The sequence below is a fragment of the Snuella sedimenti genome (assembly GCF_016428595.1).
GTDB lineage: Bacteria > Bacteroidota > Bacteroidia > Flavobacteriales > Flavobacteriaceae > Snuella > Snuella sedimenti.
This window is the reverse complement of the sequence record NZ_JAELVQ010000041.1, coordinates 1-15,207: the sequence shown is the minus strand read 5'-3', so window position 1 is coordinate 15,207 and position 15,207 is coordinate 1. Positions and strand designations below refer to the sequence as shown.

Annotated in this window: 18 protein-coding genes; 14 read left to right on the top strand and 4 right to left on the bottom strand. The window is 34.8% G+C overall.

Annotated features, from left to right (window positions below):
- Nucleotides 1-184 precede the first annotated feature (184 nt).
- Nucleotides 185-883, top strand: coding sequence for a hypothetical protein (locus tag JF259_RS17130; protein WP_199116934.1), 699 nt, complete (start codon nt 185-187; stop codon nt 881-883).
- 226 nt (nt 884-1,109) lie between these two features.
- Here JF259_RS17130 and JF259_RS17730 read toward each other — a convergent pair whose 3' ends face one another.
- Nucleotides 1,110-1,232, bottom strand: a complete 123-nt coding sequence (locus tag JF259_RS17730) for a hypothetical protein (protein WP_262894933.1) — start codon at nt 1,230-1,232, stop codon at nt 1,110-1,112.
- 880 nt (nt 1,233-2,112) lie between these two features.
- On the opposite strand from JF259_RS17730, the gene JF259_RS17125 reads away from it, so the two are divergent.
- The 6 genes from JF259_RS17125 (at nt 2,113) to JF259_RS17100 (ending at nt 7,163) form a co-directional block, all read left to right on the top strand.
- On the top strand, nt 2,113-2,703 hold the full coding sequence (locus tag JF259_RS17125) for a porin family protein (protein ID WP_199116933.1): 591 nt from the start codon (nt 2,113-2,115) through the stop codon (nt 2,701-2,703).
- A 233-nt stretch (nt 2,704-2,936) separates the two neighbouring features.
- Nucleotides 2,937-3,698, top strand: coding sequence for a DUF6882 domain-containing protein (locus JF259_RS17120; protein WP_199116932.1), 762 nt, complete (start codon nt 2,937-2,939; stop codon nt 3,696-3,698).
- Between the two features lie 531 nt (nt 3,699-4,229).
- Nucleotides 4,230-4,856: a hypothetical protein gene (locus JF259_RS17115; protein WP_199116931.1), complete on the top strand. Its 627-nt coding sequence runs from the start codon at nt 4,230-4,232 to the stop codon at nt 4,854-4,856.
- Nucleotides 4,857-4,913: 57 nt separating this feature from the next.
- Nucleotides 4,914-5,228 (top strand): hypothetical protein, encoded by a 315-nt coding sequence (locus JF259_RS17110; RefSeq protein WP_199116930.1) that lies wholly within the window; start codon nt 4,914-4,916, stop codon nt 5,226-5,228.
- Between the two features lie 246 nt (nt 5,229-5,474).
- On the top strand, nt 5,475-5,882 hold the full coding sequence (locus JF259_RS17105) for a DUF2391 family protein (RefSeq protein WP_199116929.1): 408 nt from the start codon (nt 5,475-5,477) through the stop codon (nt 5,880-5,882).
- A 90-nt stretch (nt 5,883-5,972) separates the two neighbouring features.
- A complete protein-coding gene (locus JF259_RS17100; RefSeq protein WP_199116928.1) occupies nt 5,973-7,163 on the top strand; it encodes a cation:proton antiporter domain-containing protein in 1,191 nt (396 codons plus the stop codon).
- A gap of 237 nt (nt 7,164-7,400) precedes the next feature.
- Here the strand turns inward: JF259_RS17100 and JF259_RS17725 are convergent, their stop codons facing one another.
- Nucleotides 7,401-7,523, bottom strand: coding sequence for a hypothetical protein (locus JF259_RS17725; RefSeq protein WP_262894932.1), 123 nt, complete (start codon nt 7,521-7,523; stop codon nt 7,401-7,403).
- A gap of 539 nt (nt 7,524-8,062) precedes the next feature.
- On the opposite strand from JF259_RS17725, the gene JF259_RS17095 reads away from it, so the two are divergent.
- Complete coding sequence (locus JF259_RS17095) at nt 8,063-8,497, top strand: hypothetical protein (RefSeq protein WP_199116927.1); 435 nt, start codon at nt 8,063-8,065, stop codon at nt 8,495-8,497.
- 80 nt (nt 8,498-8,577) lie between these two features.
- Here the strand turns inward: JF259_RS17095 and JF259_RS17090 are convergent, their stop codons facing one another.
- Complete coding sequence (locus JF259_RS17090; RefSeq protein ID WP_199116926.1) at nt 8,578-8,847, bottom strand: hypothetical protein; 270 nt, start codon at nt 8,845-8,847, stop codon at nt 8,578-8,580.
- 211 nt (nt 8,848-9,058) lie between these two features.
- Between JF259_RS17090 and JF259_RS17085 the strand changes: the two genes are divergently transcribed.
- From JF259_RS17085 to JF259_RS17070, 4 genes are all read left to right on the top strand, one after another.
- Nucleotides 9,059-9,565: a hypothetical protein gene (locus tag JF259_RS17085; RefSeq protein ID WP_199116925.1), complete on the top strand. Its 507-nt coding sequence runs from the start codon at nt 9,059-9,061 to the stop codon at nt 9,563-9,565.
- A 161-nt stretch (nt 9,566-9,726) separates the two neighbouring features.
- Nucleotides 9,727-10,509, top strand: coding sequence for a hypothetical protein (locus tag JF259_RS17080; protein ID WP_199116924.1), 783 nt, complete (start codon nt 9,727-9,729; stop codon nt 10,507-10,509).
- 679 nt (nt 10,510-11,188) lie between these two features.
- Entirely contained in the window at nt 11,189-11,482 is a 294-nt protein-coding gene (locus JF259_RS17075; protein ID WP_199116923.1) for a type II toxin-antitoxin system HigB family toxin, read from the top strand.
- Nucleotides 11,483-11,484: 2 nt separating this feature from the next.
- Nucleotides 11,485-11,841, top strand: coding sequence for a helix-turn-helix domain-containing protein (locus JF259_RS17070; RefSeq protein WP_072766087.1), 357 nt, complete (start codon nt 11,485-11,487; stop codon nt 11,839-11,841).
- Between the two features lie 88 nt (nt 11,842-11,929).
- Here JF259_RS17070 and JF259_RS17065 read toward each other — a convergent pair whose 3' ends face one another.
- Nucleotides 11,930-12,199 (bottom strand): hypothetical protein, encoded by a 270-nt coding sequence (locus JF259_RS17065; RefSeq protein WP_199116922.1) that lies wholly within the window; start codon nt 12,197-12,199, stop codon nt 11,930-11,932.
- A gap of 875 nt (nt 12,200-13,074) precedes the next feature.
- On the opposite strand from JF259_RS17065, the gene JF259_RS17060 reads away from it, so the two are divergent.
- Together JF259_RS17060 and JF259_RS17055 are read left to right on the top strand one after the other, a co-directional pair.
- Complete coding sequence (locus tag JF259_RS17060) at nt 13,075-14,217, top strand: HNH endonuclease signature motif containing protein (protein WP_199116921.1); 1,143 nt, start codon at nt 13,075-13,077, stop codon at nt 14,215-14,217.
- A gap of 394 nt (nt 14,218-14,611) precedes the next feature.
- On the top strand, nt 14,612-14,929 hold the full coding sequence (locus JF259_RS17055) for a hypothetical protein (RefSeq protein ID WP_199116920.1): 318 nt from the start codon (nt 14,612-14,614) through the stop codon (nt 14,927-14,929).
- The last annotated feature ends 278 nt before the right edge of the window (nt 14,930-15,207 follow it).

Genomic DNA, 15,207 nt, shown 5'->3' with positions numbered 1-15,207 from the left:
ATGTCCCCGATAAAATATGCAGAAGTCAATTGTAATGGAGCTAGCTCCATTACAATTAAAAACAATAACTTTGTTGAAATTTTAGAAAATTAGACAGTTCTAATATGGGTGAGCCTACAGAGCCACCTGTAATGAGCTTGTCGAGATGCTCAAGATAAACTGTGGCATGTAATTTGAAAATCAAATGAAGTACATAATAATAGGCATAATCGCAATTGTAATTATTTTAATTCTTTTCAATCAATTTGGAGAAAAAAAAGAAAATAATGTAATCAGTCAAAGCGAAAATAGTTTTGAAACTAAAGACAATACTTCTGAAAAAGAAAAATCGACTCTCGGGACACTAAAGAAAATAAAGAGCCAAGATTACAGCAGATATATACTTACAAAAAGCACAACTGAAAGTTATATTCTCAAAGGAATTAAAGAATATGGAGAACTATCAGGAAATGAAGAATTTAATATATACAATTTGGGAATTGCGGAATACGGAGATTGGAAAATTATAAAAGTTGACCCATCGATTAGTTTTTATGTTTATCACAATCTTGTTGGTTGGTTAAGTGGGTATGAGGAAAATACAGCAATTCCCGAATTTTCAATTGGATTTTCTAAAAATAAAACTAATTCACAAGAAGATTACTTGTTCTTTTTAGACCCTGAAAACGAATATGGAGACTCGCAAATAGGAACTTTTGGGAACGGAAAATCATTTTCAATCTATTTACCAGAAGCCTATGAAGAATATGGAAATCTGACAATTAAAAAAGAAATTCAAGTTTCAATGAAAGAAAACGTGGACTATATTTCTGAACAAGGATTTAATATTTCGGACATTGAATCCTTGAAATATATTGAACACAAAATAAAAATGAACGAATAAAAAACTACCGCCAATAACCAAGTGTTCGTGTGGTCGGTACGGCCAAACATGAACACCGTGTTGACTAAACCGGTTTTGGTCGATTAGCCTACTATGGGAATGTAGCCTCTTACTTTTTCCATTGCCGAAAAAGTAAGCAAAAAGTCTAGGCTTACGATAAAAATCTAAGAAAATGCTACGGTACTCCCACCACGGATGAAAATACCTCCCCCTCATTCCTTCGGGGTCAAACAAGATTTTCATCCATATGCCCAGCCCCGCTACCTTGATTTTTAAGAGTTTTATCGGTAGGCCGCGGTCCATCTTCTCTTTCATCTTCTTTGTTATGCCTGCCATTCGTCTGAGCCACCTGTAATGAGCTTGTCGAGATGCTCAGGATAAACCAAGCGGGTCGCGTATACGGCGGTTCAAAAATGATATTGACCTTTGTAGTATGTTAGCATACTTAGGTAGCCTCTTTTATGAAGTTTTGATTGCGTTATCGTGGTTCGCAAAATAGGACTTTGAGCTACTGCCCGTCCGACCTCATAGCCTCGGTATATGGTTCGGGTTCCTCAGTACCGAAATTTGCAGTCTCGCTTCCTTCAGTCCCAGCTTCACAACTAGCGACCTTGCGACTTGCTAATGGTTCAAATAGCCTGTCCTGAGTGTAACCGAAGGGTTACCCCTGCCCATAAGGGACTTGCACCCTCTAGAAAAATTCGTACATTAGCACGAATGGATGTCCATGCTGGGCACACACAATGGCTAAAAAATCATAGCTGCCCTGCGGGACAGCAACGCTTTTTAGCCGGAACGTGGCTAATTCAGTTCGATTTGTGCCACCGATTTCGGAGTCATTGTGCCATTGATTTCGGTTCTATTTATGCCAATTATTAACCAATAATTTAAAAGCCAGCAGATAACAACGACAACTGTTGCACAACCCCATAGTTTTTATAAAAACACCCACTTAAAGAATGCTTGTTTATGTTGGATACCAATAGTGAAAGACAAAAATTCATTCTTAAAAAGATTTAAAGCCTTACCCCTCTTTACACGTAAGAATATTATTTATATTTGAGTAGATATAATGGAAATATGGTTGCCGGGGTAACTGTGTGTAATTGTAGGCTACAATATTAAAAACTGAACGCAAATTGACTTTTGGAATCGCACAATACACGAATTTGACCCGTCCTAAAATAAGACTACAGATTTGACATAAAACTTAAAATTAAAGACATCCTATGATTAACAAAAACAAACAATTATTTAAGACTGTAATATTTTTTTTATGTATGGCATCTTGTTTTGCCCAAAACAAAATCAGATATGGTGCAAAAGCAGGTATGAATTTATACGGCTTTGATAAAACATATTTTGCATTTGGTGAAGGTTTATTAGCAGGTGGATTTATAATATTAGAAACTCAAAATAATAAGTTAGATTACAGAGCAGATATTAGTTATAATCAAAAAGGTGGGGCTGTGAGCTATTGGACTAATAGTGTTCAGACCCAAATTAGCACAAAATTAGATTATATTGATATACCAATCCTAATAGAATATGAGTTCATAAATAATTTATCGCTTATTGGTGGGGTTCAAGTAGGATTTCTAATTAATGCAACTTCAAAAAATTCAAGAACTGGTTTTGAGATAAAATCTACTGAGGGTTTTAATACTCTTGACTTTTCAACAGCCGCTGGATTAAAATATGATTTACTTAAGAGATTCTTTATAGAAGCCAAATTAAGCTACGGCCTGACCAAAGTCCTGAAAGATTATGAAGAGAAAAATTTTCCAATATCATTTTCTCTAAATTATATAATAAACTGAATTAAACGCACCACAATCGAGTAGGCGGCCGTGAACGATAAGTCCACGGTGCGCCCTAGCCCCGCTCACCAATAGAAAGCTACAAGACCATTGGTATAACTTTTTGTTCTTAAAGAATTATAGTTTGTTAAAGCCTCTTTAATTGTAAGAATATTATTTATATTTGGGTATATGTAATGGAAATATAGTTGCCGGGGTAACTGTGTACAATTGTTGGCTATAATTAACCACTCATGCGAAACAAAGATTACAAAGAATACGCAAGTAAAAACTATGACGAATTAATCGAATCTCAAGAGGCTTTCAATTCAAAATTCAAATTAGAGTCTTATTCAAATTGGTTTTATGACCAAGAATCAGAATTGTTACGCGTTTACAATGATGACGATGATGAAATATTTTTCAAATATATTCCTATAGGTACTTATTCGTTAAAGTCTAATACTTGGTTATGGAGTTGGGAAAACGAACATTCTATTGAAAAAAACAAATTGAAAACTTTAGTGGTTAAACAACTCGGAGAAAAGCGCGATTACGAGAAACTGACCAATGGATTAATAGATTGTGACCAAGAAGAATGTTGGGATTTTGTAGCAATAAGCAAAAGTATGATTAACTCAATTGGTGTTTATTGTACGAATTCAAAAGACTTATTGACCTACAAACTACTTACTAACGTTTTCACTGATAAAGATTCAAGTTTAATTCGGATGATGAAGCAAAAAACGGTTGATTGTGGAAATCATGGTTTCAGAAGACCTGCTTTCGTTTGTAAACATCTGAACCATAAAGAAAAAATTGGATTTGAGGAAGCTTTTGACACACATAAAGGTATGGACTTGGACGATGAGGATTCTTTTGCTGCTTGGTGTGATGAATGTGAACAAGTACGATTAGAAGCTGATGGTTGGAACGAAGAATCGGAGAAGTTTGCTGACATTAAATTGGTTTGTGAAGAATGTTATTTCGAACTAAAAGAGTTTAATAAAAAATAGCCATGCCCAATAACTAAGAGCGTTCTTGTGGACGGTGCGGCCAAACAAATACAGACTACTAACTAATCCGTTCCCTTAACTTATTACACAGGTTAGCATATAGTTTTATATAGGTGGGTTTAACCAGAGAGGAACTGCAAAACCATTGATATAAATTTATTTTCAAGGATTTAAAACATATTAAAGCCCTTTTAATTGTAAGAATATTATTTATATTTGAGTAGATATAATGGAAATATGGTTGCCTGGCTAATTCGGTTCGGTTTGTGCCATCGATTTCGGAGTCATTGTGCCACATATTTCGGTTCGATTTATGCCAATTATTAACCAATACTTTAAAAGCCAGCAGATAACAACGTCAACTGTTGCACAACCCCATAGTTTTTATAAAAACACCCACTTAAAGAATGCTTGTTTATGTTGGGTTACCAATAGTGAAAGACAAAAATTCCTTCTTGATTAAAGATTTAAAGCCTTACCCCTCTTTACACGTAAGAATATTATTTATATTTGGGTAGATATAATTGAAATATGGTTGCTGAGGTAACTGTATGTAATTGTTGGGGAAAGCAGAAAAAATACATGAACGAAATAAAACAAAGAAAAGGATTGGAAACTCGGTCATATAAAGTAGACTCGAATTCTGAATTTGTAGAAGTTGAATACAATTCAATTAAGGACAAATTGAAATACAAAATTCATCTCACCGAAATTGGAAACGAAATTCAATATGAAGCGGACAATGTAATTGTAGGGAAAATTTTTGTTGGAATTACAAGTATTATAACTCTAATATGTATCGGAGTTTATTTTTTAGGGAGTCCCGAAAAACCAGGAACTTATGTTGCAAACGCAATAATTTGGGGAGCAATCTCAATTTTCGGAATTTTAAAACCTCATAAAGATGACATTCTAATTGTGAATGGAAATAAATTAATTCGACTTTTCCGAACAAAACCAAATGAAGTAGAAGTTATAGAATTTGCAAATAATTTAATCAAAATTGCGAACGACAAAAAGAAAGAAATGCTTATTAACTTTGACTTGAATGAGGAGCAATTTATGGGAAATATTCAATGGCTATTGAATATGAAACTAATTGACAAAACGGAATTGGAAGAGTTGAAATCCGAATATAAATTAAAGCAACTGATATAAAACCTGGACCTAACAGCGGTGCATGTAATTTAAGTGACCAGACAAAAAACAAATTAAATGGGAATATTTGGAAAACTTTTTGGGAGTAAAAAATTAAAAACCACTGACTCCGTCTTTGGAGAAATCGAGAGTTTTAGCATAAAAGGAAATGATGTTGGCTGGCAGATAACTACAAGGTATTTTAACTCTGATATTGAAATACTAATCGCAGGAGATAAAAACGGAATTAATGAAAACCAAAAACGGATTTTAATCAATGCTGTGAATAAGGAATCGCTTATCAAATCTGAATCGGAAAACGCTCTTAAGTGCCTACAACTTACTAAGGTGCATGGGGATATTGGGAAGCAAAGAGCTAAAAAGCAGACTTGACCTAATTGGCTCTAAAATGAATAGCATAATGGCCTCTTTTGCAGGCCTTCTAGCCTTCTTTTCTGGGAAAGACCATACACTCATAAAATACAAACATTCACATTTTAAGTCCCTACAACTTATCTAATTGAATTAATTCCCTTACTTTTATTTAAAAAAGAGACTTTTTGCGAGGTCTCCCGTTGTGCTTCATGCAAGAAATAATAAATATTTAATACAAACTGGGATATAAATTTTATAAAGAAGTTGATTAAATCATTCAAAAAATCTATCAACACAGAAGATATTGTTCAGGTAATAGTTGGGTCCTCTGCGTTGACTGTTCCCATAGCATTCTCAGAAGAATCTTGGAGACTTAGTGAAACGTTACCTTTACTTAACGTAATTGTGCTTATTTTTTTATCGTTATTATTTATTAGTCTATACTCTATTCAAGGAATATTTCAAGGAAAAATAAAGCACAGAATATCCCATTTCGTTTTTCGAATCATAATTGATTATGGTATTGCCCTTATTATCGTCTTTATTGTTCTATTTGCTCTTAACAGAATGCCAATTTTAGACGACCCTATAATTGCCATGAAAAGAATAATAATACTTGGTTTTCCTGCATCTATGGGAGGCGTCATTGTAGATGGGTTTGATAAAGAATAGCTAAAACCAGACAGCATATTTATAGGAAATTTGGCTTTTTCCAAAGAAACTTTCTTATATTGCTTAAACACTACGGGGTAACAATTTGAAATGACATACACGATTATAATTACGTTTTGCTCGCTACTACTCATTGCCTATATTTTTAACCTCACTGCTTCAAAAACCAGCATACCCTCTGTAATACTGTTGTTGTTATTAGGTTGGGGTATTAAACAATTCACCCTCCTTTTAAAATTTGAACTTCCTGACTTCACTATGCTATTACCCATATTAGCAACAATAGGCCTTGTTTTGATTGTACTGGAAGGGTCTTTAGAATTAGATCTCAATAAATCAAAGATCGGGCTTGTGAAAAAATCCCTTTTGGGAGCATTATTGCCAATGATAGGAATGGCATTATTACTCGCCTTCCTGTTTCAGTATTATGGCGATTATTCCTTTAAAATTAGCTTGATCAATGCAATTCCCTTTTGCATCATCAGTAGTGCAATCGCGATTCCAAGCGCCAGAAACCTGACAACATTCAATCGGGAATTCACTACCTATGAAAGCAGTTTGTCGGATATTTTAGGCGTGCTGATTTTCAATTTCATCGTGTTAAATGAAAGCATCGATTTATCTTCTTTCGGATTTTTTGGTTTGAAGTTCTTCATCATGATCGCTGTTTCTTTTATTGCAACAATTGGGCTTTCTCTTTTACTCAGCAAAATTGATCATCATGTAAAGTTTGTCCCCATAATTCTGCTTGTGATCCTGATCTACTCAGTTTCCAAAGTGTATCATCTTCCAGCGCTTATTTTTATCCTGATATTTGGCTTATCCATTGGTAATCTTGGTGAGTTTAGGCGTCTTAAATGGATAACAAAATTCAACACAGACGAAATAAGGGATGAAATCCAAAAATTTAAAGCTCTTACAATTGAAGGTGCCTTTCTAATTCGAGCATTGTTCTTTATCCTTTTTGGCTATATGCTAAAAACTTCTGATATCCTCAATACAAAAACTTTAATATGGTCGTTGTGCATTGTAACTATAATTTTCGTTCTTCGTGCCATTCAGCTTAAATTTTCAAAACTTGAATTGACTCCACTATTATTTGTAGCACCAAGAGGGCTTATTACTATCCTTTTGTTTTTGGCTATTGATCCCAGTGACAGCATCCTACTGGTTAATAAATCCTTAGTAATTCAAGTGATTATTCTCTCTGCATTAATTATGACATTTGGCATATTGATAAACACTAAAAAGGAGGAAAAGAACGAAGGCACAATCGAGTAGGCGGCCGTGAACGATAAGTCCACGGTGCACCTCTCACACCACCGTACGTACGGGTCGCGTATACGGCGGTTCAAAAATGATATTGACCTTTGTAGTATGTTAGCATACTTAGGTAGCCTCTTACTTTTTCCATTGCCGAAAAAGTAAGCAAAAAGTCTAGGCTTACGATAAAAATCTAAGAAAATGCTACGGTACTCCCACCACGGATGAAAATACCTCCCCCTCATTGCTTCGGGGTCAAACAAGATTTTCATCCATATGTCCAGCCCTGCTACCTTGATTTTTAAGAGTTTTATCGGTAGGCCGCGGTCCATCTTCTCTTTCATCTTCTTTGTTATGCCTGCCTTTCGTCTGAGCCACATGTAATGAGCTTGTCGAGATGCTCAGGATAAACCAAGCGGGTCGCGTATACGGCGGTTCAAAAATGATATTGACCTTTGTAGTATGTTAGCATACTTAGGTAGCCTCTTTTATGAAGTTTTGATTGCGTTATCGTGGTTCGCAAAATAGGACTTTGAGCTACTGCCCGTCCGACCTCATAGCCTCGGTATATGGTTCGTGTTCCTCAGTACCGAAATTTGCAGTTTCGCTTCCTTCAGTCCCAGCTTCACAACTAGCGACCTTGCGACTTGCTAATGGTTCAAATAGCCTGTCCTGAGTGTAACCGAAGGGTTACCCCTGCCCATAAGGGACTTGCACCTCTCTAGAAAAATTCGTACATTAGCACGAATGGATGCCCATGCTGGGCACACACATCGTTTAACAGCAAATAGCGGGCATTCTGGTGAAAAGTGTTATTTTAGAGACCAAGTAAAAAACAACTAAGCCGACAAGTTCGCGTCCCTACTCCACGCCACTTGCGTTAAACAAGACCGTTGTAAAACATTTGAGAAAAGCCAATGAATAAAATTTATGATTACGTTTTTTATAGTATTTATAGAAATACGAGTATAACAAATAAATCTATTCCTGACTGGTCAACAATTATTGTTATATCAATAATTTTGGCTCTTAATATTTTCTCTATTCTGATTTATGCTGAATATGATATTGAATCGATTGGAGAAGAAGGGTTTGGTGCAATTCCGCTGGTATTAGTTGGTATAAATTATTTATATTTTTTAAGAAACAATAGATATAAAAACATCTTAAACCGATTTAAAAACAATCAGAATAAATTGCTTTCGGACTCTATCGTTTTGACTTATGCTTGTGTTTCCGTTTTTACCTTGTTTTATGTTTTGAGAATTGAATTGAAAACGACATTGTTTGTGACTGGATTTATTGCATTGACTGGAATAATTCCTTACCTATTAATACCAAAAAAAGAATAAAAACGTTTTAACAACGGTAGCCGTTTTACAAGTCCTTGATGTTATAAGAATAAGATCTAAATAAGCCCTTTTAAGGGCTTTTATTTTGCCGTGTAAATTGCTTGCACCCTAAAATTATGAGGCTTAAAAAGACGTAAAATGTATTGTAGGGCAGCTTTAAAGGCAAAACGAACATTGGACAGGCTTGTCGCCCTGGCTAATTCGGTTCGGTTTGTGCCATCGATTTCGGAGTCATTGTGCCATTGATTTCGGTTTAAACCGTGCCACATATTTCGGTTCGACTTATGCCAATTATTAACCAATACTTTAAAAGCCAGCAGATAACAACGACAACTGTTGCACAACCCCATAGTTTTTATAAAAACACCCACTTAAAGAATGCTTGTTTATGTTGGATACCAATAGTGAAAGACAAAAATTCCTTCTTGATTAAAGATTTAAAGCCTTACCCCACTTTACACGTAAGAATATTATTTATATTTGGGTATGTATAATGGAAATATGGTTGCCGGGGTAACTGTGTACAATTGTTAGGTGCAATTTGAAAAACAGAACTAGCCATTGAAAACTAGAATAACAATTATCTTTTTAGTTGGTTTTATAAGTATTGGATTTGGGCAAAATCGAAAGGAAAGAGATTATGGACATTATAAATCTCTGAATCTCAATTTGGGATATAATTACAGCTTTGGCGACCCGTACGACAAAAATTTTCATTTAATTGATATCGGAATTAACAAAGCTATGTATGGAGGTGTACATGGTGGTGGGCTTCAATATGGACTCGGAACGGAAATCGGACTGAATACAGAAAAATTCACAATTGGACCCAAAATAAGTGGAGCTATAAATCTAATGGGTATTGTTATCGGAACAGAGTTAGTGACTTATACAGACTTTGATAATTGGACTTTAAGATTCATTCCTTTCTTTGGAATTGGTGGAGAAAAAGGTAGACTGACTATTAATCCGCACGTAATTTTAACAAACAAAAATTTTCAGCCAATCGACAAAGGACTTTTGAGCTTGACCATAAACTTGAGTTTGAATAGAAAAAAAATGGAATAAAAACTGCAACTACACCGTATATAAAAAATTGCTAGTTTTAGCTAAACCAATGTTAGTTGCTCGTTTGCTAACTTCTGATTTTCCTTCGGAAAATCCTCGCTCATAAATACGCAACTTTTCATATACATAAACGTTATGTGGAATAAATAAACATGAATCTTATGAACATTTTTAAGAATGTCTGGATTTTTTTTCTAATCATATTAACAATTTCTTGTGGTAAGGATGGGGAGGAAGATATGCCTCCAGAGATTCCAGCAACCCCTCCATTTGGTGGAACGATTTTCCTAGATCCTGATATAATTACGGATTCTGACAAAACCACATTTGTAAGTCTTTCCTATGCTGGACAAGCTACACGTACAATGTTTGATAGAAGAGTAGATAATTGGATTACTGTAAACCCATATCTTTTTAATTCTACATATGATGATGGGTTGTCTATAGAAATTCAGGTTAATCCTGAATTCCAAGATTCAGATGCCGCCGAAATAGAAGCATTGAAATATTCTGAGGTAATTGGCAGATTACCGACTGCTTTGCGCATTGACGTTGAAACCGTATGGATTCACAAGGGTACTGAACTATTTGGTGGAGGCAACAATAATATTCTTATTCATATAGGGCAGTCAACGTTGTATGAAAATGATGGAATACTAGAAGAAACATTAGTTCATGAAGCCTCCCATACCTCTCTCGATGCAAAACATTCAGCTTCATCAGGATGGGTCTCAGCACAAGAATCCGATGCTAATTTCATTTCTACATATGCACGTGATAACCCCACAAGAGAAGATATTGCTGAAACTTTTCTATTATACATGGCAATTCGATATCGGTCTGATAGAATCAATCAATCGCTTGAGGATAAAATTTTAGAAACGATACCAAATCGAATAATGTATCTTGATGACCAAAATTTTAATATGTATCCAATAGAATAGAACTAAAAAAACCACATAGTCAAGTAGGCGGCCGTGAACGATAAGTCCACGGTGCGCCTCTCACACCACCGTACCCTTCGTCCGAGCCTGTATCGAGCTTGTCGAGATGCTCAGGATAAACCAAGCGGGTCGCGTATACGGCGGTTCAAAAATGATATTGACCTTTGTAGTATGTTAGCATACTTAGGTAGCCTCTTTTCTGAAGTTTAGATTGCGTTATCGTGGTTCGCAAAATAGGACTTTGAGCTACTGCCCGTCCGACCTCATAGCCTCGGTATATGGTTCGTGTTCCTCAGTACCGACATTTGCAGTTTCGCTTCCTTCAGTCCCAGCTTCACAACTAGCGACCTTGCGACTTGCTAATGGTTCAAATAGCCTGTCCTGAGTGTAACCGAAGGGTTACCCCTGCCCATAAGGGACTTGCACCCTCTAAAAAATTCGTACATTAGCACGAATGGATGCCCATGCTGGGCACGCACAACGTGTATAATTAATTGCTTTGACAAGTGCTTATTTGGAAAATTCCTTCGGAATTTTCTCGCGTTCGTTTTTGTTTACTAAATTAGTTGCTGAAACACGCAACTAACCATACACAACAACGTTGGTAACAAGCTGAAAAAAGAAAATTTATTACCATTTTGGTAACTTTTTTATTATATTTGCGACAAATAAGTATAATGTGAGAGTAATAGCGAAACGAACTTTACGAGACTTTTGGGAAAAACACGCAGACTGTGAAGAACAATTAAAGTCTTGGTTTAGAGAAACTGAAAAATCCGAATGGAAAAATATTAATGAATTAAAAAACGATTATCCAAGTGCGAGTATATTAAAAGACAACCGAATTGTTTACAATATTAAAGGTAATAACTATAGATTGATTGTAAAATTCAACTTTGAATATCAAATATGCTGGATAAGATTCATCGGAACTCACGCAGAATATGACAAAATAGACGCAAATAATATCTGATTATGAAAATAACACCAATAAGAAACGAAAAAGACTATCAAAACGCTCTAAACAGACTTGAAGAGATTTTTGATGCAAAAAAAGGAACTGAACAAGGAGATGAATTGGAAATCCTTTCAATCTTAATTGACAGATATGAAAATGAAAACTTTCCAATTGGAATGCCTGACCCAATTGAAGCTATCAAATTCCGAATGGAGCAAATGGGAATGAAACAAAAGGATTTAGCCGAAGTTGTTGGATTTAAAAGTAGAGTTAGCGAAATTTTAAGCAAAAAACGTAAACTGACTTTAGGAATGATAAGAAAACTGAATTCAACACTTCATATTCCGACTGAAGTGTTAGTTCAAGATTATTAATAAAAAAACCAGTTGCCAACAATGGTAGCCGTTACACAAGCCCTTGATGTTATAAGAATAAGATCTAAATAAGCCCTTTTAAGGGCTTTTATTTTGCCGTGTAAATTGCTTGCACCCTAAAATTATGAGGCTTAAAAAGACGTAAAATGTATTGTAGGGTAGCTTTAAAGGCAAAACGAACATTGGACAGGCTTGTCGCCCTGGCTAATTCGGTTAGGTTTGTGCCATCGATTTCGGAGTCATTGTGCCATTGATTTCGGTTTAAACCGTGCCACATATTTCGGTTCGACTTATGCCAATTATTAACCAATACTTTAAAAGCCAGCAGATAACAACGACAACTGTTGCACAACCCCATAGTTTTTATAAAAACACCCACTTAAAGAATGCTTGTTTATGTTGGATTACCAATAGTGAAAGACAAAAATTCCTTCTTGATTACAGATTTAAAGCCTTACCCCTCTTTACACGTAAGAATATTATTTATATTTGGGTAGATATAATGGAGATAAAGTTACTAAGGTAACTGTATGCAATTGTTGTAGGCAATTGCTTAGCTTTATTCTCTAATTTTTAATTCGGATGTTGTTGCGCTTAATATAAGATAGCGGACAGTCCATGGGGTGCTAAAAAAAGTGCATAACTTTAGGGTTATACCCTTGGCAAGTTTTTTGGCGATAAAACGCCGTGAAAATGTATTTTCAAACGAGCTGTGTCGTTAAACAAAACTTGGTGTTAAGTTATAAAATTAAATTTAAAAAGTCAAGTAATTCCTACGTTAATTTTATGGGTTGATGGTTTTTAGCACCCCATGGACAAAACAGTTTCTTAAAAAGCGCCTAAATTAAACGACTCATACCACAATGTATAAATCATATAATTTATAAAAACATACGAATTTCTTAAAGAGGTATAAAGCTGATCAACTGGTGCTTTATATCATTTCATTAGTTCAATAATATCATGAAATGACCATTTTACCCCCTTTAAAAGCAGAGAGCGAGTGTTATGGGGTTAAAAATATAAAGCCTACAACACTATATATAAAAAATAAGGGATTCCGTGCCTAAAACAAAGTTAGGTCAAACCGGCACGTCGCCAATTTAGAAAATTAATATTTATCCTACATTTTAAACATTTATTTACTAAATTGGCTTTGGAAAAACCAAAGGGCATTGGCTTTTTAAATCCCTTACTTTTCATATACATTACGTTAGGCAATATAAAGACTGAATGATAAATACTTATTTACAATATGGCGTTTCGATTGATTTAGCAACTAAACTAGACGGACTAAATTTACCAAAGACCACGTTTGAAAAAACATCGAAGAAAAACCTGATAGATGTATATAAATTAAGTGAACAGGAAGTTGATACTATAAAAGACCTTATTAAAAGAGATCCCATTGAAGAAGATGTCATTCAACATTTACTAGAAAACTCTAACTATATCTGCTGTATTTGTAAAGGGGAAAAAAGTGATTCTTACATCATACATCACATTGAACATTATTCAAAATCACAGGACAATACTTACGGAAATTTAGCCGTTCTTTGTCCAAATGATCACGAATTAGCTCACAAGGAAGGGAAATCTTTAACCCTCAAACTTACACCTAAACAAATTTTAAAAACGAAAGAAAATTGGGAGAAAGAAGTTGAATCTCAAAAAGTTCAAAGGGCAGCAATTAATGGAAATATACATGAAGTAGAGTTCCTCAATGTCCCAAGAATTCTTGAAGTATGTAATGAACATTTTAATGAAATTCCTAAAACAAAGTATACAGATTCTTTGGTATATGATGAACTAATTAAAAATGATGGACATTTAAACATTGATAAAATTTCAACCATTGCCGACAATCCTAATACTCCTCTAATATTCTTTGCACCTTTGGGCTCTGCAAAACTTCGATTTTACTATTTTGAGCTTTTTAAGTCAATTCTTAACCGTTTTAACTTTAAAGATTTGGACGAGTTACTTAATCGTACAAGTATAAAAGAGGGCATAGTTGGTCAATATTGTTTCTACGTTGGAGGTCTTTATAGTAAAAAAGTAGACCAACCTATTACTGAAAATAGTGAGATGGTTAAGTTCTACTTTAAGAGAAAGCAGTTTCAAGTTGAATGGTTAGTTGACCCAAAATATTTTGCCTCGAGCTCTGCTAAACATAGAACATCTCAGAGAAATGTTTATTTAATCTATGGAAAGATAATGAACACTGATATAAAAGAAATAGAAGGTAAGAGAAAGATTGTGGTAGACATTCGACCTTATTGTTTTGGACTGCCATATGAAACGAAACATAGAAAACCTGACATTGCATATATTAAGGAATATGATGACCTATTTGATGAGTATGAAGATGAATAAAACATTGCCTAATAACTAAGATTCTGTTCGTGTGGTCGGTACGGCCAAACATGAACACCGAGCCTGTCCTGAGCAACTCGACAAGCTCGATACAGGCTCAATCGAAGGGTTGACTGAACCGGTAACTGTTGCTCAAATCTTTAATTTAAAAAAAGCAGCTATTTAACGCCAATTTTAACTGTGTTTGTTTATGTTGGTCTACCAATAGTGAAAGACAAAAATTCCTTCTTAAAAAGATTTAAAGCCTTACCCCTCTTTACACGTAAGAATTTTATATATATTTGGGTAGATATAATGGAAATATAGTTACTAAGGTAACTATATGCAATTGTTGTGTGCAAGCCAAAACCTACTAAAAATAGACAATATGAACTTTATAAAGGAATTTAAAATTATGAAGAAAGCGCTATTAATCTTGACAATCGCAATCTTAACAAGTTGTGCAGGTGCTTACAAACAAGCATCCTATGTATCGAATCAGTCTTATATCGGTATGACGATACAAGAGTTTAAATCAGTTGCAGGTAAAAAAGCCAGCCTTGAAGCAATGGAATCAGGATACACTGTTTATAGAATTAATGATTATGACGCTTGGACAGGAGCTAGGATTGATACAAAGTTTTATTATTTCGACTCTAATGGAAAGCTCGTTAAAATAGATGGTGGTGAGTTCAAACAAAAAAGATATCAAATTGAGTTTATAAATAATTAGCTATTCATTGGAAAAAACGGATAAAGTGAACCACTAGTAACGAAAAATTTTGAGCCACTTAAAAACACATTCTAATCTAAGCTACAAAAGGACTTACAAGAATTATTGCTATGCTCACTTCAATCCGCCGAAGGTGGCTCACTTTGACCGCCCGATCCAGAGTAATAGCGAAACGAACTTTACGAGACTTTTGGGAAAAACACGCAGACTGTGAAGAACAATTAAAGTCTTGGTTTAGAGAAACTGAAAAATCCGAATGGAAAAATATTAATGAATTA